Here is a 19,481-nt window from a genome sequence, read left to right as displayed (position 1 = left end):
TCATCGATCCTGAGGCGCGCTCAGCCGGACGCCGACGCCCCGCACCGTGTGCAGGTAACGGGGGCTCGACGCGCTCTCCCCGAGTTTGCGCCGCAACCACGACAGGTGGACGTCGATCGTCTGGTCGTCGCCGTACGACTGCCGCCAGACCTCGGTCAGCAGTTCCTTGCGGGAGACGACCCGGTCGGGCCGCGCCCCGAGGTAGGCCAGCAGGTCGAACTCCCGGCGGGTCAGCTCCAGCGGCCGCCCGTCGAGCGCCGCCTCGCGCCGGGCCGTGTCGACGGTCAGCCCGCCGACGCGGATCGCCGCCGTCGCCGGGGCGGTCCGCGCCCGCCGCAGCACGGCCTCGATGCGGGCGTTGAGGTGGTCGCCGGAGAACGGCTTGACGAGATAGTCGTCGGCGCCGTCCTGCAGCAGCCGGACGATCTCGGCCTCGTCGTCGCGCGCCGTGGCGATGATGACCGGCACGTCGGAGATGGCCCGCAACATCTTCAGCGCCTCGGCCCCGTCGAGGTCGGGTAAGCCCAGGTCGAGCACGACCACGTCGGGCGGGAAGTGCGCGATGTCGCGCAGCGCGTCGAGGGCGCCGCCGGCGCTGCGCACGGCGTGGCTGCGGCCTCCCAGATCGCGGATGATCGCCGACCGGACGAACTCGTCGTCCTCCACCACCAGAACCGTCGCCATGGCCCCACACGTTACGACACGGATCAATGGTCTTTCGGGGATAATGCCGCCATATGCGTGCGATCGGGTACATCGTGGCCTGGTGCGGAGCCACCGCCCTCGCCGTGGGAGTGGCCTGGTTCGGCGTGAGCGGCGTCCTGCGCACGGCCCTCGGAGAGGGAGAACCGCTGACCCCTCTGGTGGTCGCGGCCCCGGACCTGGCGTCGGGCGTCCAGCGCGACCGTCCCCCCGCACCGGAGGACTCCCCGACTCCCTCTTCACCTCGCCCTTCCACGACCGCGACGCCCGGCCCAACATCCGAACCAACGCCCAGGCCGAGGAAGAAGCCGGCCACGAGCAGCCGCCCGACGGCGACGCGGACGCCGAGCGCCCCGGAGCGGCCCGCCCAGCAGACCCCGGCCGCGAATCCGGCCGCGGATCGGGCACCGGAGGAGAAGATGCACACCTTCACCCTCAGAGGCGGCCGGGCGACCGTGGCCGTGGGCGAGACCGACTGCCGGATCGTGTCGGCCACCCCGGCGGAGGGCTGGGAACTCCAGACGTGGACGGAGCCCCACTGGTTGCGGATCACGTTCCTGAAGGACGGCAAGGAGTCCTCGGCCTTCTGCACCTGGAACGCCCTGCCCCCGAGGCTCGACACCTACGAGACCTGACCTCCTTACTCGTACAACAACAAAGCATAAAAAAAGGGGCGGCCAAAGCCGCCCCATTCCACCATTCGAGAAGCTACTTCAGCGACTTCTGATACTTCTGCAGTTCCTTCAGGTGCTTCTGCCCCGCCTCGATGATCGCGTTGGCCATCTGCACCCCCGGCCCGTAGGCCCCGCCGGTCGCCTCCTCCTCGGCCAGGGCCAGCGCCCCCTTCTGGTGCTGGATCATCAACGCCACGAAACGCTCGTCGAAGACCGCCCCCGCCGACGCGGCCAGGTCGGCCATGTCCTTGTCCGAGATCAGGCCCGGCATCGGCTTCCCGCGCTCAAGGGGCTCCACCTTCCAGTCGGCCAGCCACCCCTTCAGGGTCTCCACCTCGGGCTCGCGCGCCGCCCGGATCTCGGCGGCGAAGTCGCGGATCCACTGGTCGCCGGCGGCGGTCCCGGCCAGGCCGGTCAGGTCGTAAGCCTGCAGGTTGTGGGTGATCAAGGTGGCGGCGAAGGTCTTGTCGGTCTCGTTGGGACCGGTCTCGGCGACGGCTTCGGGCTCCTCGGTGGCCGTCGGCTCCTCGACCGGCTCACTCGCCTGGGGCTCCTGCGACGCCGTCACGGTGGGGATGGCGGCGGCGGAGGAAGTGGCGGCCGGGGGCGGCGTGGCGTCGGTGCCGCTCTCGGAGGAACACCCGGAGATCAGCGCCATGGCCGCGACGGCGGGCACGGCGATCCGGCGGAAGGTCGTCATGGGGCGAGACCCTACCGAAACCCGCATAAGGGAGTGTTCAGCTAAAGGGCGAACGGTTACGGAACGCCCGTATCTTGCCACTCACCGAACTCTCCTAACTCTTTCGGTCAAACCATGATGCGCTTCCGGAGCACGTGTTCTAGCCTGCGATCATGCGCAAGTGGGCGGAAAATCGATGAAAGGTTTCATCCACTTGAAACCTCTGTTGACACGCACGAAACAGTGATACGTTCTTGGGAGCGCTCCCAAGCCGCCGCGTAACACACTTCGGGCCTGAGGAGACCGGATGGCCGATCTTCCCACCCTCGCAGAGGTAGCCGCCGCTGCTGGCGTCTCCCCGGCAACCGCTTCCCGAGTCCTGACGGGCTCGGTCAGAGTGACAACAAGCACCAGGCGACAGGTCCACGACGCCATGTCGCGCCTGGGGTACGTCCGCCGGAGAGCCCCTCGGGGTTCCACCGCGCGCCGTACGGACCAGATCGTCGCCGCAGTGGTCTGTGAGCAGACGCCTCGGTTGTTCACCGAGCCGTACTACGCACGGCTGCTGTCGGCCGCCGAAGAGGTCTTCGCCGGCCACGGGGTCCCCCTCGTGGTCATGACGGCCACTCCGGCGACCGCCGCGATCGCCGCCCCGCCGCTCGTGGCGGGGGCCGTCGACGGGGTGCTCCTGATCGGGGCGCGGGCCCGCCACCCGCTCGCCGTGACACTCGCCGCCTCGGGGATCCCGGTCCGCAGTGCCGGGCGTCCGCCGGACGGCGTGGACCTCCCGTACGTCGACATGGACAATCGCGACGGAGGCCGCCAGGCCGCCGAGCACCTGCTGCTGGGCAACCGGCGGGTGATCGCCACGATCGCGGGGCCGCCGACTCTCCCGGCGGCCAGAGACCGGCTCGACGGGTTCCGGGAGACCCTCCGCGACGCGGGGGTCACCGACATGCCCGTCGCGTACGGCGACTTCACCCACGCCTCGGGCGCGCACGCCATGCAATGGCTGCTGCAACGCGCGCCCCGGCTGGACGCGGTGTTCGCCGCGTCCGACGTGATGGCGGCCGGCGCGATCCAGGCGCTGCGGCGGGCCGGGCGCAAGGTGCCCGACGACGTCGCGGTGGTCGGGTTCGACGACGCCCCCATCGCGCGGCACACCTCGCCGACGCTCACCACGGTCCGCCAGCCCGTAGAGGAACAGGCGGCCCTGGCCGCCCGGATGCTCCTCATGGCCCTCGCCGAAGGCGAGTCGCCGAAGGGGAACCCCGTCCTGCCCACGGAACTGATCGTCCGTGAATCGACCTGAGCTGGCCGAAGGCGATGTCCTGACCCGTCGCTATCTGCTCCAGGAGCGGATAGCGACGGGCGGCATGTCGGTCATCTGGAAGGCGTTCGACCAGTCTCTCCAGCGGACCGTCGCCATCAAGCTGCTCGACTCGTCCCTCGACGGCGACAACCCCGGCCGGGAACTCATCCGCCGGGAGGCCAGGGCCACCGCCCGGCTGATCCACCCCGACGCCATCGAGGTCTACGACTACGGCGAGACGGTCACCCCCCGGGGACGCCTGGCCGCCTACGTCGTCATGCGCCTCCTGGAGGGCCGGTCCCTGGCCGATCGCCTGGCCGAGGGCCCGCTCCCCTGGGAGGAGGCCGCCGCCACCGCGGCCCGCCTGGCCCTGGTGCTCGCCGCCGCCCACGAACGCGGCATCGTGCACCGTGACGTGACGCCGGAGAACGTCCTGCTCACGCCCGAGGGCGCCAAGCTGCTCGACTTCGGCATCGCCGCGTTCGCCGGCGAGGCCGACGACGAGCTGGTCAAGGACTTCGGCACCCCGCCCTACGTGGCCCCTGAACGCCTCAAGGAGTTACCGGCCGCGCCCGCGGTCGACGTCTACTCCTTGGGCGTTCTGCTGTACGAGATGCTCAAGGGCCGCCCGCCCTATCCCGAGACGACCTGGGAGGGCATCGAACAGGCCCGCCGCGACGGCCCCCCACCGGGGCCCGACGGCGTGCCCGGCCTCCCCTACGAGATCTCCGCCCTCTGCCGCCGCTGTCTGTCGCCTGACCCGACGGAACGGCCCAGTGCCCGCGAGGTCGCCGCCGCCCTGATGCCCGGCGAGGCCGAACGCGAGCCCGGCTGGGTGAAATGGGGCGCGGCGGTGGCGGGGGTGCTGGCGCTGGGCGTCCTGCTCGTCCAGCAACCGGGCACCCCGGCGGGCCTGGCGGCCGACATCACCCTGAGCGTCACCCCCACGAGCCAGGCCACCGCCAGAGCTCCGGCCGACCACAGCGTGCCCGTTTTCGACCCGGCCCCCGAGACGGCCGAGCCCGAGGCGACCGACGCGGGCGCGCCGCCGGGCCCGGAGGACGAGCCGAAACCCCCGCCGAAGACCCGGCCGCCGCGGCCCACCCCGCGCCCCGGGTCGACGCTGGGCCCCATCCCGCTGGCCAGCCCCGCGCCCGGAGCCCCGACCGTGCCGTCGGCGGCGGCGGAGTTCGACCGCCTGGTGGCCGAAGGCGACGAGACCGGCCACATCGCCGGCTACGCGGCCGACGACCTGCGGCTGGAACTGCGCAACATGATCGCCAACGACGACGCGAACGCGGTCGCCAACCTCCGCAGGAAGCTCGACGACCGGCTGCGGGAGCAGGTCCTCACGCCCGCCTTCAAGACCCGCCTGGAGAGGGCCCTCGACCGGCTGTCGGCCGCCTTCGCGGCCAAGGGGACCTGAGCGGGCTCCTGAGGGCCGCGCGGGAGGCCATTCCATCCGACCTTTGCGGAAAGCGGCGAAAAGCCCCCCGCGGTCCACTCCGTGGAACGCGGGCTGGCGAATTCCGGTTCTGACCCGGCACGGTAAAGACCGATCGTGCGGGCCCCCGCACGTGTCCGCACGATCCGCGTTTCTCCCCGCGCAAAACCCGCGATATCCCGTGGGAGCGCTCCCGTCAATGGGAGCGCTCCCAGAATAAGCATGTGTTTCATGCCCGTATCGCCTCGGTTGCCGGGCCCGCCCTTCACCTTCCCGCAAGCCTGCCGAATCTTTCGTACGGATTCTGCGCCCTTTCATTGGGTACTCTGCGGGCCCATGAGCGGATTCAAAAAGTTCCTCCTCCGCGGCAACATCGTGGAGCTGGCGGTCGCCGTGGTCATCGGCGCCGCCTTCGGCGGTCTCGTCCAGGCCGTGGTCGCCGACTTCATCACTCCCCTGGTCAAGGCGATCACCGGCGGCGCCGGCGAGAGCTTCGGCGCGCTGAAGTTCACGGTCAACGGCAGCGAGTTCGCCTACGGCCACTTCCTCAACACCCTGCTGAGCTTCCTGATCATCGCGGCGGTCGTCTACTGGCTGGTGGTCACCCCCATGACCCGGCTGGTCGCCATGTTCGAGAAGGACAAGGTCGCCACGGAGAAGAAGTGCCCGGAGTGTCTGAGCGACGTACCGATCGAGGCGCGCAGGTGTGCGTTCTGCACAAGCGACCTGACCCCGGCGGCGGCGGAGCGGCCGCCCGCGTAAGAGTTCGGGCATAAGGCGGGCGTAAAAGTTGTAAGCGGCGTGAAAGGCCGCCGCAAGCGGGCTTCCCTAGTGTCCCGTCTCGTCAAAGACAACTAGGAAGGCACTCTCCCAATGAAGACCGCTCGCCTCATCCTCGTCGCCGGTGCGACCTCCCTTCTCCTGGGCGTCACCGCGTGCAGCGGCGGCAACACGACCGAGGTCTGCAACGAGGCCATGAAGGCGTTCACCGACTACAGCACCAAGGTCGGCCAGGCCGCCGGGAACCTCGACGGGATCAACACCGAGACCCAGGCCCTCGCCACCCAGCTGAAGGGCCTGGCCGGCAAGGCCGACGGGGACCTCAAGTCGTCGCTCACCAAGATGGCCGACACGTGGGCCACCCTCAAGATCGACCCGGCGAACCCGTCGGCGATCACGGAGTTCGCCACCAAGACCTCTGAGGCGACCCAGGAACTCGCCGTCGCCTGCGGCGGCTGACAACCGCTCTCCGTTACGGCTCCGCCCACCACGGCGCCGCCCGCCGCCCACGGCTGAGCACCGCCCCCGGCGCCAACCGGCCGCGCGGCTCCACGCCGCGACGCGGGCAGCACGGACAGGCGGAAAGGCAACGCGGGCCGGGCGGCGAAATCGACGGGCGCCCCGGCCGGTAATAGACACGGTCAGGCACACCCGGAGCCCCACCGGCCAGAACACGGCGGGAACACATCCGGCCGGACGACCGGCCGGCGAAACAACCGGCGGGTCGTCGGGCACGTAAGCACACAGGTCAACCCGAGATCGCCGTACCTCACGAAGAGGTACGGCGATCTCGGCGTTTTCCGAACAATCAGGCTGAGGGATCCAGGCCGGGGTGGCATTCCCTGGCGACCCCGTCGACTCGGCGCGACGACGGGAGGGACCGAACCGAATCCACCAGGACACGGAATAGCGGGGGGTGGGGAGGGAGCCCGGCTCTGGAGGAGCCGTCACCCGGTATACATCGGACGTTTTGTAGGAGAAACCACAGATGTCCTACATGTTTCGGGACGATAGATGGGACTTATGATTTTTGTCAACAGAAGTCTGCCGATCGACGAGATTAATTGGCCTCGCCGGGCCCCATGTGACGTTGCACTGTCGGCGACTGCCAGCAAGAACACGCTCCCACACACATCGGGAACGGTCCGAGCGGGGATCACAACCGGGGTCGGGGCCCGTTGACCCCCCTCATATCCCGTAGTAACAATGTCATCGATCAGCTCAAGGGCGGTGGCAGCCTGCGGGTCGACACAGAGTCACAGAGACGTGATCGGCGCACGCGTCCCTCACCGAAGAGGAGTAAGCGTGAGCGACACGCATGCCCAACAAGACTCCCTGCGCCGCAACCTGGGGCTGAACCGGCGCCAGTTCATGGCGGCGACCACCGGCGTGGCCGCGGCCACGGCGCTGCCGCTCGCCCTGCCCGCGACCGCCCAGGCCGAGGAGGTGCCCGTGGCCGACGCCGCCGCGGCGCTGCCCGACGACCGGAGCGCCCTGGTTCCCGCCTCGCAGCGGGGCATCATCCTCTACACGGTTCGCGACGCCATCAGCCGTGACCCGAACGCGAGCCCGCACCCCTCGGGCTTCAAGGAGGTCTTCGCGGCCCTCGCCGCGATCGGCTACAAGCAGATCGAGTTCGCCGGCTACACCCAGCACGCCAACTCCGAGGGCGGCAACAACCTCGAGTCGGTCGCCGGCGCGACGTTACTGCGGTCGTGGCTCGACGCCAACGGGCTGAAGGCGCAGGGCAACCACGGCTTCATCCCCGGCTCGTGGCCGCTCAGCACCGCCGACCTCGACCGGTGGAAGCGCACGCTGGAGATCGCCAACATCCTCGGCATGCAGCACGTCGGCACGGGCAGCGACCCGACCGGCAGCAACTACAAGGCCGACTGGGACGTCGCCATCGCCAAGTGGCACGCCCTGGGCGAGCTGGCGACCGCGGCGGGCCTGAAGCTCTACACCCACAACCACGACGCCGCCTACAACTTCCTGCTCGACAGCGGGCCGCTCGACGCCCTCGGCCGGCCGACCCGTTCGTCGGGCATCCGCAAGCTCGAGTACTTCCTCAGCCAGACCGACAAGCACCTGGTCTTCCTGGAGATGGACCTGTTCTGGGCCCACGTCGCCCAGTACAAGTTCAGCAACTACACCGCCGCCGACGGCACCGTGGTGCAGGACATCTTCGACCCGTTCACGCTGATCCGCGACAACCAGAAGCGCTACCCGCTCTTCCACATCAAGGACGGCAAGGTCAACCCGGCGATCGCCAACGGCTACGACATGGTCCCGCTGGGCACCGGCAACATCAACTACCGGGAGTTCTTCGAGCGGGTCAAGATCCGCGACAAGCACCACCCGATGTACGAGCAGGACAACGCCCCCAACGGCGCCGACCCGGCGCAGTCTCTCGGGCTCGCCCAGCTGAGCTGGAACAACTGGGCCGACATGCGCGAAGACCGGTACTACGAGTAACCGTTCGCCGTTTTCGCAGCCCTGTTCTCTACCGGACCGCCGCGCGGATCCGCCGTTGCCCCGGCGGGCACGGCGGTCCGGTCACCGATACTCCTCGTCCAAGGAGAAGTACCTTCCATGCAGCGTACCCGAAGGGCGCTGGGGGTCCTCGTGACCGCCCTGGCGCTTCCGTTAGGCATGCTCGGCGCCCCGGCGCAGGCCGCCGACGACCCGGCCGTGACCTGGTCGAACTACGAGAAGATCACCCTCACCAAGAACGTCGGCGAGCCCGTCGACATGGCCGTGCTCCCGGACCTGCGCGTCCTGCACACGGCCCGGAACGGCGACCTGCGCCTGACCGACCCGGGCACCGGCATCACCAAGATCATCAACACGATCCCGGTGTACAACAACTCCGAGGACGGCCTCCAGACGGTCGAGCTCGACCCCGACTTCGCGACCAACAAGTGGGTGTACCTCTACTACGCCCCGCGCACGATGACCCCGCCCTACGTCGCGACCACCCCGACGGGTTCGGCGCCGAACACGCTGCCGGCGGGTCAGACCGACGCCTACTGGGACCAGTGGAAGGGCTACAACCAGCTCTCCCGGTTCAAGTGGGACGGCGAGAAGCTCGACCTGTCGACCGAGCAGGTCATCATCAAGGTCGAGACCCAGCGCGGCCAGTGCTGCCACGTCGCCGGTGACATCGACTGGGACGCCGACGGCAACCTCTACCTGGGCACCGGCGACAACACCCCGGCCTCCGCGCCGGGCGCCAACGGCTACGCCCCGAACAACGACGCCCCCGGCGTCAACCCGGGCAACGACACCCGTCGCGGCGCCGGCAACAGCAACGACCTGCGGGGCAAGATCCTGCGCATCAAGGTCCAGGCCGACGGCTCGTACACGATCCCGGCCGGGAACCTGTGGCCGGTCGGCACGGAGAAGACCCGTCCGGAAGTCTTCGTGACCGGCGTGCGCAACCCGTTCCGCCTGGACGTCGACCCGTCGACCGGCACCCTGTCGTGGGCCGACTACGGTCCCGACGCCGGCGCGCCGAACGCCGACCGCGGCCCGATGGGCTACGTCGAGTGGAACACCACCCCGACGAACAAGCCGATCAACGCGGGCTGGCCGTACTGCACGGGCAACAACTTCAACTACAACAACTGGAACTTCGCGACCAACACGCCGCGTGAGTTCTTCGACTGCGCCGCCGGCCCGATCAGCGGCTCGCGCCACAACACCGGCATCGCGCAGCTGCCCCCGGCCGTCCCGGCCGACCTGTACTACGGCGACAACAACACCCACCAGCCGGCCGAGTGGGCGGGTCTGACGGACTTCGACCCGCAGGGTGGCCAGGGCCCGATGGGCGGCCCGATCTACCACTACGACGCCGCGAACCCCTCGCCTTACAAGTTCCCGCAGTACTGGGACGGCAAGGCGTTCTTCGCCGAGTTCTCGCAGGACTACCTCGCGGCCTTCACCCTGAGCGGCCCCGACGGTCCCGTCACCAAGATCGAGCAGTTCTTCCCGAACAGGGCGCTGACCCAGGCCGCCATGCCGATCACCGACAGCCCGATCGACATCGAGTTCGGCCCCGACGGCGCGCTCTACGTCCTCGACTACGGCGACGGCTTCTTCCGCGCCAACCCCGACTCCGGTCTCTACCGGATCGACTACGCGGCCGACAACAAGACCCCGCAGCCCAAGATCAAGGTCGACAAGGCCTCGGCCAGCGCGCCGCCGCTGACCGTGAACTTCGACGCCTCGGGCTCGACGGACACCGAGCCGGGCGCCCTCACCTACGAGTGGGACGTGGACGGCGACGGCACCTTCGACAAGACCGGCGTCCAGGTCAGCCACACCTACGCGACCAACGGCCTCTACTACGCCCGCCTCAAGGTCACCGACGCCGGTGGCAAGTCGGCGCTGGCCTCGGTCGAGATCTCCGTCGGCAACACCGCTCCCGTGGTCAGCGTCAACACCCCCGGCAACGGCGGCTTCTTCGACTGGGGCCAGGCCATCCCGTTCAACCTGTCGGCCACCGACGCCGAGGACGGCCCGAACGCGGTCTGCTCCCGGATGCAGTGGAACTTCGGCCTCGGCCACGACAACCACGCCCACCCGGAGACCCTGGGCACGGGCTGCACCGGCGCCTGGCCGACCCCGGCCAACGCCCCCGAGCACGGTGAGACCGAGAACATCTTCGGCGTCATCGTGATCTCCTACCGGGACAACGGGGCCAACGGCCTCCCGCCGGCGCTGGGCGAGGCCAGCATCATCCTCAACCCCAAGCTCCAGCAGGCCGAGCACGCCGACATCATCACCGGCGCGGTCGACACCGACGACCCGAACGCCTCGGGCCTCGGCAAGATCACCTCGCTCGACCCGGGTGACTCGATCGCCTACGACCCGGTGAACTTCGCCGGCATCAACAGCGTGAAGGTCCGCGCCTCCGGCGCCGGCACCCTGTCGCTGCGCTGGAACTCGGCGACGGCCGCGCCGTTCGCCACCGCCACCATCCCGGCCGGCGCGGGCTGGCAGGAGGTCACCACCTCCCTCGCCAACGCCCCGACCGGCACCGGCCAGCTGTACGTCACCTCCACCGGCGGCGTCGAGGTGGACTCGTTCACCTACGTCGGCGGCGGCGTGGCCGACACCACCGCCCCGACCGTGACCGCGACGCCGAACCCGGCGCCGAACGCCAACGGGTGGAACGACGGCAACGTCACCGTCACCGTCGGGGCGACCGACAACGGCACCGTCTCCAGCCGCCAGTACTCCATCAACGGCGGCCAGACCTGGCAGAACGCCAACAACCCGGTCAGCATCACCACCGAGGGCGTGACCACGTTCCTCTACCGGGCCACCGACTCGGGCGGCAACGTCTCCCCGGTCGGCACGCTCACGGTGCGCATCGACAAGACCAACCCGACCGCCGGCATCACCGGCGTCACCGCCACCGAGTACGGCACCGCCGACGTCGTCACCCCCGTGGTGACCGGCGCCGACGCGGGCTCGGGCATCGACACCATGACCGCCACCATCGACGGCGAACCGGTCACCCCCGGCCAGCCGGTCGAGTTGTGGAAGTTGTCGCTGGGCGAGCACACGCTCGTCGGCACGGTGAAGGACAAGGCCGGCCGCACCGCGACCGCCCAGGTCAAGTTCACGGTGACCACGTCGTACGAGGACCTGGAGACGCTGATCCCCAGGCTCCGCGACGCGGGCAAGATCACCGCCAACGGCGCCACCGCGCTGCTGAACCACCTGCGCGACGCGCAGCACAGCCTCAGCCTGAACAAGCCGTCGGCGGCCAGGTCGGAGCTGAACGGCTTCATCCGCACGCTGTCGCAGCGCGACTATGTCAAGGACGCGGAGCTCCGCGCGGCCCTCGAAAGGGACGCCAACCGGCTTCTCTCCGAGATCTAGTCCGTAACTGACGAAGAAGGTGGGGAGGCCCCCGTGGCCCCCCACCTTTTTCCATTCCGGCGGACGGAAAGCGGCGGAAAGGCGAGAAATGCCTTTCCGCCGCCTTCGTCGACGACTAAAGGTCGAATTCGCCGCCCTTCACCCCGTGGACGAACGCGTCCCATTCACCCGGCGTGAACGCGAGGATGGGCCCGGTCGGGTTCTTGGAGTCGCGCAGCGCGATGGCGTGGCCCATCAGGGCCACCTCCACGCACTGGTCTCCCTGGCTGTTGGACTTCTCGGCCTTGCGCCACGTGGCGGCGGAAACGTCGAGGTCGGTGAACTTCACGAGGTCATCTCCTTCTCTGCGGATTCGAGTACTTCCAACGACCGTTCCGGGCTGAGTGCCGCCGCCCTTAAGTGGTCGAAGATGTGGGCGCAGCGCCTGAGCTGGTCGGGCGCCTCCAGGTAGAGTTCGCCGCCCGGGTTCTCGAGCAGCACGACCTCCCCGTCGGCGGGTCCGGCGAAGCTGAGGATGCTGAACGGACTGCCCATTCCGAGGTAGGCGCCACCGCGCAGAGAGAGCACCTGAATCGTGATGTTGGGGCGGTTGGCCAGTTCGTGCAGGTGGCGGAGCTGGTGGGCCATCACCCGCGGACCGCCGACGCGGCGCCAGACGACGCCCTCGTCGAGCACCACCCACATCGCGAAGTCCGGCTGGTCGAGCTTGCGCTGCCGCTGGAGCCGCAGGGCGACCCGTCGGCCGGTGGCCTTCGGGGTCTCCTCGAGAGCGGCGCTGATGACGGCCCGCGCGTAGTCGGCGGTCTGGAGGAGTCCGGGGATGACCACCGATTCGTAGTTGCGCACCGACACGGCCTCCCATTCGAGCCCCACGTAGGGCCCGGGGAGGACGTCACCGTAGGCGTGCCACCAGCCACGATCCCCCGCGTCACGGGCGAGGTCGGCCAGGGCGGCCCGGTGGGCGGGGTCGACGTCGTAGAGTTCGAGCAGGTCACGAAGGGTCTTGGCGCGGGGGCGGGTGAGCCCGGTCTCGATGCGGTAGATGGTCGAGAACGCGACACCGAGGTGGCTCGCGACCTCCTCGCGGCTGTAGCCGGATTCGGTGCGCAGGCGGGTCAGCTCTCCGGCGAGGCGGCGTAACCGGATCGTCGGCAGTCGCCCAGTTCCCATTGTGCTAATTACCCCCCAGCCGATTTCCCGGTAATGCCGGTGCCACGGAGTCTGCCACGCCGCGTTAGGGACTCCAGGTAATGCCGATTAGTGACGGTGGACATTTCTGCACCGCTGGAGAATCCCAAGTCCTTCTTGGGGTAGCTGGCCTTGCATGAAGCAGATCACGACTGACATTCCCGCGCGGTTAGACCGACTGCCATGGTCGCGTTTCCACTGGCTCGTGCTGCTCGGGCTGGGCACCGTGTGGGTGCTCGACGGTCTCGAGGTCACCATCGTCGGAGTGATCGGGCCCCGGCTGACGAGCGACGCCGGCGGGCTGAACCTGACCGATTCCGAAGTGGGCCTCGCGGCGGGCGTCTACGTGCTCGGCGCGTGCGTCGGCGCACTGTTCTTCGGCCACCTGACCGACCGGTTCGGGCGGAAGAAACTGTTCCTGGCGACGCTGGCCCTCTACCTGGCCGCCACGGTGGCGACGGCGTTCTCGTTCGAGCCCTGGTACTTCTTCCTGTGCCGGTTCTTCACCGGCGCCGGAATCGGGGGTGAGTACGCCGCCATCAACTCGGCCATCGACGAGCTGATCCCGGCCCGGCTGCGGGGCCGGATCGACCTGATCATCAACGGCTCCTACTGGCTGGGCACCGTCTTCGGGGCGCTGGTGGCCATCCCGCTGCTCAACCCGGAGGTGCTGCCCGAGGACATCGGGTGGCGTGTGCTGTTCGGGCTGGGCGCGATCCTGGGCATCGGCATCCTGCTGATCCGCAGGCTGGTGCCCGAGAGCCCGCGCTGGTTGTTCATCCACGGCAAGGACGAGGAGGCCGAGAGGATCGTCACCGACATCGAGCGGTCGGTGCACCAGGAGCTCCCGAAGGCCGACCGGCAGATCACGGTCAACCAGCGCGACCACACCCCGCTGTCGGAGGTCGCGATGACGCTGGTGCGGCGCTATCCGCGGCGTACCGTCGTCGGGTTGTCGCTGTTCGTCGGCCAGGCGTTCCTGTACAACTCCATCTTCTTCACCTACGCCCTGGTGCTGGCCACCTTCTTCGGCGTTCCCGACGGCTCGACCCCCTGGTACCTGATCCCCATCGCGATCGGGAACTTCCTGGGGCCGCTGCTGCTGGGCCACTTCTTCGACTCCATCGGCCGCCGGCCGTTGATCGCGGGCACCTACGTGCTGTCGGGCCTGTTGCTCGTCGGCACGGCCCTGCTGTTCGACGCCGGGGCCCTGAACGCGACGACGCTGACCGTCTGCTGGATGGTGGTCTTCTTCTTCGCCTCGGCGGGGGCCTCCTCGGCCTACCTGACGGTGTCGGAGATCTTCCCGATGGAGACGAGGGCGCTGGCGATCGCGCTGTTCTACGCGGTCGGCACGGGCCTCGGCGGCATCATCGGGCCGGTGCTGTTCGGCCGGCTCGTGGAGAGCGAACAGGTCGGCCAGGTGACGGTGGGCTACCTGATCGGGGCGGGCCTGATGGTCGCGGCCGGCCTGGTGCAGTGGTTCCTCGGCGTCGAGGCGGCCCGGCGGTCCCTGGAGGACATCGCCGAACCGCTCAGCATGCAGCCCGCCGACCGGGCCCAGGCGTGAACGAGGCCGGATGGCGGCGCACACCGCCATCCGGCCGACGTCACGGCGACACCCGTGCTCTCGCCCAGGCGTAGTCGGCCTTGCCGTTGGCGTGGCGGCGGACCTCGTCGGCCCTGACGAACTCCTTCGGCACCTTGAAACCCGCCAGCCGGGCGGCGCACGCGCTCTTGAGCGTCGCGTCGTCCGGTTCGCCGGGTTTCTCGGTCTGGACGACCGCCACGACCTCCTGCCCCCACCGCTCGCTGGGGCGGCCCACCACCAGGGCGTCGACCACGCCCTCGACCTCGCGCAGCACGCCCTCCACCTCCTCGGCGAAGACCTTCTCCCCGGCCGTGTTGATCACGGTGGCCTCGCGGCCGTGCAGGTCGACGGTGCCGTCGGCGCGCCAGCGCGCGCGGTCGCCCGGGATGGCGTAGCGCACGCCGCCGATCGTGCGGAAGGTGCGGGCGGTCTTCTCCGGGTCGCCCAGGTAGCCCAGCGGGATCGGGCCCGAGCGGGCCAGCCAGCCCTCCTCCGGGTCGCCGGGGGACAGGACGCGGGTCTGGTCGGCGCTCAGCACGACCGTCCACGGGCCGGCCTCGAACCGGCCGCCGTCCATGCGCACGGCCGAGTTGCCGGTCTCGGAGGAGCCGAGGGTGTCGACGGTCCGGACCCCCGGGATCAGTTCGGCCAGGCGGGCGCGCAGGGCCTCTCCCAGGAAGGCGCCGCTGGTGCCGATCATGCCGAGGCGCAGGTCGTACACCCCCTTCTGGAGCTCTTCCACCAGGGGGCGGGCGAAGGCGTCGCCGACGATGACGGTGCCGGTGACACGTTCGCGGTCGAGGGTGGCGAGCAGGCTCGGGGCGTCGAAGCGGTCGACGCGGTCGGCGATGACGACGGTCGAGCCCAGGCACCAACCGTTGAGGGTGAACCAGACGCCGGTGCCGTGCATGAGCGGGGCGGCGGGGAGGATGCGGCGGCGGCTGGCGGCGGCGTGCTCGACCAGGGCGGACAGGGTCGGGAACGCGGAGCCGTCCCGGCGGCGCACGCCGACCGGGCCGTCGAGCAGGTCGCCGATGCGCCAGACGACGCCCTTGGGCATGCCGGTCGTGCCGCCCGTGTAGATGATGTGGTGGTCGTCGGGTGAGGGGGTGACCGGCGCCGGATCGGGCGACGCGGCGGCCAGCGCCTCCTCGTAGGGGAGGGCTCCGGGCACCAGGGGGAGGCCCGTGTCGTCCATGACCTGGAGCAGGAGAGCCGACGGCGGCGCCACCTTCGCGACGAGCGGCGCGAAGGCGGCGTGGAAGACGACGACCGACGGCCCGGCGTCGGCGAACAAGTAGGCGAGTTCGTCGGCGGTGTAGCGGTAGTTGATGTTGAACGGGGTCACCCGGGCCTTGTGGGCGCCGAGCAGGGCCTCCAGGTATTCGGGGCCGTTGTGCAGGTAGACGGCCATCCGCGCGCCGGGCCCGAGCCCCCGGGAGTGCAGCAGGCCACCCAGCCGCCGGGTGCGGTCGGTCACCTCCCGCCACGAGTGGCGCCGGTCGCGCCACACCAGGCACTCCCGGTCGGGAACGGCCGCCGCGATCGCCTCATGCAGCGTGGCCAGGTCGAACTGGGTCACCGCACGTCCTCCAGAACAATAGTCCAGAACAATCGTCGGCGACCATTCTCACACAAACCGCATGTGTGATTACTTTCGCCCATATGGGTATGAATGTCACCGATGGCACACAGAGCGTCATCAAAGCCACTTTCGGGGGAAAAAATGGCTGAAATGCCTCAGAAGCGCCAGCCCAAGGTCTCGGGCAAGGCCAAGCGCGCCACGATCAAGGATCAGCGTGCGGCCAAGCAGGACAAGCGCGAGGGCGGCGAGAACCGTCCCGAGCGTGAGGGCATGGGCGGCGGTTCGATGGGCAACCGCATGGGCGGCGGGGAGAGCCGGCAGCCGGGGCACTCCTCGCAGCAGCAGCATCAGCAGCGCCAGGGTGGTCAGCACCACTGACCTGCCTAGTGGGGGTCTGAGGTGAGGGCTCGGGGAAGGGGGCGACCCGTTCCCCGAGCCCGTTCCCGTGTGCGAGGAAGGGACGGATGGCCGGCTATCTGCGCTTTCCCACGATCTTCCGCGACGTCGTGGTGTTCGCCGCCGAAGACGACCTCTGGATGGTGCACGCCGACGGCGGCCGCGCCTTCCGGCTGACCGCCGGGGTCGCCGAGGCCGCCTACCCCCGCCTGTCCCCCGACGGCACCCAGATCGCCTTCGTCGGCCGCGAAGAAGGCCCAGAGGAGGTGTACGTCATGCCGGCGGACGGCGGCGCCGCCGAACGCCTCACCTTCCACGGCGCCGACTGCCAGGTCACCGGCTGGGACCCGCACGGCGCGATCGTCTACACCAGCGACGAGGGCCAGCCCTTCCACGGCTACCGCTGGCTGCACCGGGTCGTGCCGGGCGAAGTGCCGGAGCCGCTGCCCTACGGCCCCGCCTCCGCCATCACCTACGGGCCCGGCGGGATCGTGCTCGGCCGCAACACCTCCGACCCGGCCCGCTGGAAGCGCTACCGGGGCGGCACGGTCGGCGACCTGTGGATCGGCACGCGCCGCTTCCGCCGCCTGATCGCCCTGCCCGGCAACCTCGCCTCGCCGTGCTGGGTGGACGACCGCGTCTTCTTCCTGTCCGACCACGAGGGCGTCGGCAACGTCTACTCGTGCTCCCCCGACGGCGGCGACCTGCGCCGGCACACCGACCACGGCGACTACTACGCCCGCAACCTGTCGTCCGACGGGCGGCGGCTGGTCTACCACTGCGGCGCCGAGTTGTTCCTGCTCGACCCGGACGCCGACGAGCCGCGCCGCGTCGACGTGCGGCTCGGCAGTTCGCTGACCCAGCGCAACCGCCGGTTCGTGCCGGCGGCGGGCTACCTCGACAGCGCGACCCTCAGCCCCGACGGCTCGCGGCTGGCCGTCACCACCCGGGGGAAGGCGTTCTCGTTCGCCTGCTGGGAGGGCCCGGTGCTCCAGCACGGCGAGCCCGACGGCGTCCGTTACCGGTTCCTGACCTGGCTCGACGACGACGGCGACCGGCTGGTCGCGGCGGCCAGCGACGACGCCGACCGCGAGGTGCTGGTCGTGTTGTCGCACGAGGACCCGATTCGGCTCGACGACGCCGACACCGGCCGCATCACCGAGCTGGAGGTCTCTCCCAGGGGCGACCGGTTCGCCGTCACCAACCACCGCAACGAGCTGCTGGTCGTCGAACTGCACGACGACGGGGCGACGGTGACCGAGGTGGAGGCCAGCCCGTTCGGCGCCATCGAGGACCCGGCGTGGTCGCCCGACGGAACCTGGCTCGCCTACGCGTGCCCGGTCGCCCGGCAGACGACCGTCATCAAGCTGTTCAACGCCGAGACCGGCGAGATCGCCCCGGCGACCGACCCGGTGCTGGTCGACCGGCGGCCCGCCTTCGACCCCGAGGGCCGCTACCTCTACTTCATCGGGCAGCGGGTGTTCAACCCCGTCTACGACGAGCTCCAGTTCGACCTGGGTTTCCCGATGGGCACCCGCCCCTACGCCGTGGCGCTGCGCGAGGGGATCGGGTCGCCGTTCGTACCGGAACCCCGGCCGCTCGACCACGAGGACACCGAGGAACCCGACTTCGAGATCCACACCGAGGGCCTCACCCACCGGATCGTCGCCTTCCCCGTCGACGAGAACCGCTACCAGCGGGTCGCCGGGCTCAAGGGCAAGGTCATCTACACCACGACCCCGGTGGTCGGCGACCACGGCTCGACCCTGCACTGCTACGAGTTCGCCAAGCAGAAGGCCGAGGAGCTCGTCTCCGACGTCGCCGACTTCAGCCTCGGCCGCGACCACTCGACCCTGCTCTACCGGTCGGGCGACCGGCTGCGCGTCGTCAAGGCCGGGGAGAGCCCGTCGGAGGACGACGAGACCGACCGCAACGACGGCTGGATCGACCTCGACCGGGTGAAGGTGTCGGTCGCGCCCGAGGCGGAGTGGCGGCAGATGTTCCGCGAGGCGTGGCGGCTCCAGCGCGAGAACTTCTGGGACGAGGACATGGCCGGCATCGACTGGGACGGCGTCTACGCCCGCTACCTGCCGCTGGTCGACCGGGTCGGCACCCGGGGCGAGTTCTCCGACCTGCTGTGGGAGCTGCTGGGCGAGCTCGGCACCTCCCACGCCTTCGAGTCGGGCGGCGAGTACCGCGACCGCCCCCACTACTGGCAGGGCAAACTCGGCGTCGACTGGCTCTACGAGGACGGCCGCTACATCGTCGGCCGCATCGTCACCGGCGACCCGTGGGACCCGCTCGCCACCTCGCCGCTGAACCGCCTGGGGGTGGACGTCGCCCCCGGCGACGTCGTGACCGCCATCAACGGCATGCCCGTCGGCCCCGACGCCTCACCCGGCCGGCTGCTGGTCAACCTCGCCGACGAGGAGGTCGAGCTGACCATCGAACGCGACGACGAATACCACCTGGTGGTCGTGCGGGCCCTGTGCGACGAGCAGCCGGCCCGCTACCGCGACTGGGTGAACGCCAACCGCCTGCTCGTCCACGAGCACACCGGGGGCCGGGTCGGCTACGTCCACGTCCCCGACATGGGCCCCGAGGGCTTCGCCGAGTTCCACCGGGGCTTCCTGACCGAGTACGACCGCGAGGCCCTCATCGTCGACGTGCGCTTCAACGGCGGCGGGAACGTGTCGGCGCTGCTGCTGGAGAAGTTGTCGCGGCGGCGGCTCGGCTACGACTTCCCGCGCTGGGGCGTCCCGGCCCCCTACCCCGACGAGTCGCCGCGCGGCCCGATCGTGGGCCTGACGAACGAGTGGGCCGGATCGGACGGCGACATCTTCTGCCACACCTTCAAGCTGCTCGGCCTCGGCACGCTGGTCGGCAGACGCACCTGGGGAGGCGTGGTCGGCGTCTGGCCCCGGCACCGCCTGGCCGACGGCACGCTGACCACCCAACCGGAGTTCTCCTTCGCGTTCGACGACGTCGGCTGGCGGGTGGAGAACTACGGCGCCGACCCCGACGTGGAGGTCGACATCACCCCGCAGGAGTACGCGATGGGCGTCGACGCCCAGCTGGAGCGGGCCGTCGAGATCGCCCTCGACTCCCTCGGCCGCGACCCCGCCCACACCGCCAACCCGGCCGACCGCCCCCGCAGGGTGGTGCCGACGCTGCCGCCCCGGGTGGCCGCCTGGCGGGAAAGCGACGATCGCCGTGGCCGGGGTCGGCTAGCGTAGGC

General features: G+C 70.0%; 15 protein-coding genes. 10 read left to right on the top strand and 5 right to left on the bottom strand.

What is annotated here, in order from left to right:
* Entirely contained in the window at positions 1-684 is a 684-nt protein-coding gene (locus AW271_RS11435; protein ID WP_062335716.1) for a response regulator transcription factor, read from the bottom strand.
* 53 nt (positions 685-737) lie between these two features.
* Between AW271_RS11435 and AW271_RS39610 the strand changes: the two genes are divergently transcribed.
* Positions 738-1,337 carry a hypothetical protein gene (locus AW271_RS39610; RefSeq protein ID WP_157554029.1) on the top strand — a complete coding sequence of 200 codons (600 nt, stop codon included), beginning with the start codon at positions 738-740 and terminating at the stop codon, positions 1,335-1,337.
* Positions 1,338-1,410: 73 nt separating this feature from the next.
* On the opposite strand, the gene AW271_RS11425 is transcribed toward AW271_RS39610, so the two are convergent.
* Complete coding sequence (locus tag AW271_RS11425) at positions 1,411-2,076, bottom strand: DUF305 domain-containing protein (RefSeq protein WP_062335713.1); 666 nt, start codon at positions 2,074-2,076, stop codon at positions 1,411-1,413.
* A 286-nt stretch (positions 2,077-2,362) separates the two neighbouring features.
* Here AW271_RS11425 and AW271_RS11420 point away from each other — a divergent pair, with 286 nt between their 5' ends.
* The 6 genes from AW271_RS11420 to AW271_RS11395 all read left to right on the top strand — a co-directional run bounded on the left by AW271_RS11420 (position 2,363) and on the right by AW271_RS11395 (position 11,483).
* Positions 2,363-3,367 (top strand): LacI family DNA-binding transcriptional regulator, encoded by a 1,005-nt coding sequence (locus AW271_RS11420; protein WP_062335711.1) that lies wholly within the window; start codon positions 2,363-2,365, stop codon positions 3,365-3,367.
* On the top strand, positions 3,354-4,793 hold the full coding sequence (locus AW271_RS11415; protein ID WP_157554028.1) for a serine/threonine-protein kinase: 1,440 nt from the start codon (positions 3,354-3,356) through the stop codon (positions 4,791-4,793). The genes AW271_RS11420 and AW271_RS11415 overlap by 14 nt, the downstream gene beginning before the upstream one ends.
* A 354-nt stretch (positions 4,794-5,147) precedes the next feature.
* Complete coding sequence (gene mscL, locus AW271_RS11410) at positions 5,148-5,573, top strand: large conductance mechanosensitive channel protein MscL (RefSeq protein ID WP_062335708.1); 426 nt, start codon at positions 5,148-5,150, stop codon at positions 5,571-5,573.
* 111 nt (positions 5,574-5,684) lie between these two features.
* Positions 5,685-6,050 (top strand): DUF8711 family protein, encoded by a 366-nt coding sequence (locus AW271_RS11405; RefSeq protein WP_062335706.1) that lies wholly within the window; start codon positions 5,685-5,687, stop codon positions 6,048-6,050.
* Between the two features lie 846 nt (positions 6,051-6,896).
* The gene (locus AW271_RS11400; RefSeq protein ID WP_062335703.1) at positions 6,897-8,066 is read left to right on the top strand and encodes a sugar phosphate isomerase/epimerase family protein; all 1,170 of its coding nucleotides are present in this window, start codon (positions 6,897-6,899) and stop codon (positions 8,064-8,066) included.
* Positions 8,067-8,183: 117 nt separating this feature from the next.
* On the top strand, positions 8,184-11,483 hold the full coding sequence (locus AW271_RS11395; RefSeq protein ID WP_062335701.1) for a PQQ-dependent sugar dehydrogenase: 3,300 nt from the start codon (positions 8,184-8,186) through the stop codon (positions 11,481-11,483).
* Between the two features lie 115 nt (positions 11,484-11,598).
* Here AW271_RS11395 and AW271_RS42305 read toward each other — a convergent pair whose 3' ends face one another.
* Together AW271_RS42305 and AW271_RS42300 are read right to left on the bottom strand one after the other, a co-directional pair.
* Positions 11,599-11,811 carry a DUF397 domain-containing protein gene (locus AW271_RS42305; RefSeq protein ID WP_062335698.1) on the bottom strand — a complete coding sequence of 71 codons (213 nt, stop codon included), beginning with the start codon at positions 11,809-11,811 and terminating at the stop codon, positions 11,599-11,601.
* On the bottom strand, positions 11,808-12,653 hold the full coding sequence (locus AW271_RS42300; protein ID WP_062335691.1) for a helix-turn-helix domain-containing protein: 846 nt from the start codon (positions 12,651-12,653) through the stop codon (positions 11,808-11,810). The genes AW271_RS42305 and AW271_RS42300 overlap by 4 nt, the downstream gene beginning before the upstream one ends.
* 223 nt (positions 12,654-12,876) lie before the next feature.
* Here AW271_RS42300 and AW271_RS11380 point away from each other — a divergent pair, with 223 nt between their 5' ends.
* Entirely contained in the window at positions 12,877-14,241 is a 1,365-nt protein-coding gene (locus AW271_RS11380) for an MFS transporter (RefSeq protein WP_245653029.1), read from the top strand.
* 40 nt (positions 14,242-14,281) lie between these two features.
* Here AW271_RS11380 and AW271_RS11375 read toward each other — a convergent pair whose 3' ends face one another.
* Positions 14,282-15,844, bottom strand: a complete 1,563-nt coding sequence (locus AW271_RS11375) for an AMP-binding protein (protein WP_062335687.1) — start codon at positions 15,842-15,844, stop codon at positions 14,282-14,284.
* 153 nt (positions 15,845-15,997) lie between these two features.
* On the opposite strand from AW271_RS11375, the gene AW271_RS11370 reads away from it, so the two are divergent.
* Positions 15,998-16,225, top strand: a complete 228-nt coding sequence (locus AW271_RS11370; RefSeq protein WP_062335685.1) for a hypothetical protein — start codon at positions 15,998-16,000, stop codon at positions 16,223-16,225.
* Between the two features lie 86 nt (positions 16,226-16,311).
* Complete coding sequence (locus tag AW271_RS11365) at positions 16,312-19,479, top strand: S41 family peptidase (RefSeq protein ID WP_062335683.1); 3,168 nt, start codon at positions 16,312-16,314, stop codon at positions 19,477-19,479.
* Positions 19,480-19,481 lie beyond the last annotated feature (2 nt).

The organism is Herbidospora sakaeratensis (assembly GCF_001570525.1).
Classification (GTDB): Bacteria; Actinomycetota; Actinomycetes; order Streptosporangiales; family Streptosporangiaceae; genus Herbidospora; species Herbidospora sakaeratensis.
The sequence above is the reverse complement of the archived record's forward strand: the minus strand, read 5'-3'. Positions and strand labels throughout refer to the sequence as shown.

Coding starts and splice junctions, on each gene's coding strand:
- AW271_RS39610 (WP_157554029.1), top strand. CDS start 738: ATGCGTGCGATCGGGTACATCGTGGCCTGGTGCGGAGCCACCGCCCTC.
- AW271_RS11420 (WP_062335711.1), top strand. CDS start 2,363: ATGGCCGATCTTCCCACCCTCGCAGAGGTAGCCGCCGCTGCTGGCGTC.
- AW271_RS11435 (WP_062335716.1), bottom strand. CDS start 684: ATGGCGACGGTTCTGGTGGTGGAGGACGACGAGTTCGTCCGGTCGGCG.
- AW271_RS11365 (WP_062335683.1), top strand. CDS start 16,312: ATGGCCGGCTATCTGCGCTTTCCCACGATCTTCCGCGACGTCGTGGTG.
- AW271_RS11425 (WP_062335713.1), bottom strand. CDS start 2,076: ATGACGACCTTCCGCCGGATCGCCGTGCCCGCCGTCGCGGCCATGGCG.
- mscL (WP_062335708.1), top strand. CDS start 5,148: ATGAGCGGATTCAAAAAGTTCCTCCTCCGCGGCAACATCGTGGAGCTG.
- AW271_RS11405 (WP_062335706.1), top strand. CDS start 5,685: ATGAAGACCGCTCGCCTCATCCTCGTCGCCGGTGCGACCTCCCTTCTC.
- AW271_RS11395 (WP_062335701.1), top strand. CDS start 8,184: ATGCAGCGTACCCGAAGGGCGCTGGGGGTCCTCGTGACCGCCCTGGCG.
- AW271_RS11370 (WP_062335685.1), top strand. CDS start 15,998: ATGCCTCAGAAGCGCCAGCCCAAGGTCTCGGGCAAGGCCAAGCGCGCC.
- AW271_RS42300 (WP_062335691.1), bottom strand. CDS start 12,653: ATGGGAACTGGGCGACTGCCGACGATCCGGTTACGCCGCCTCGCCGGA.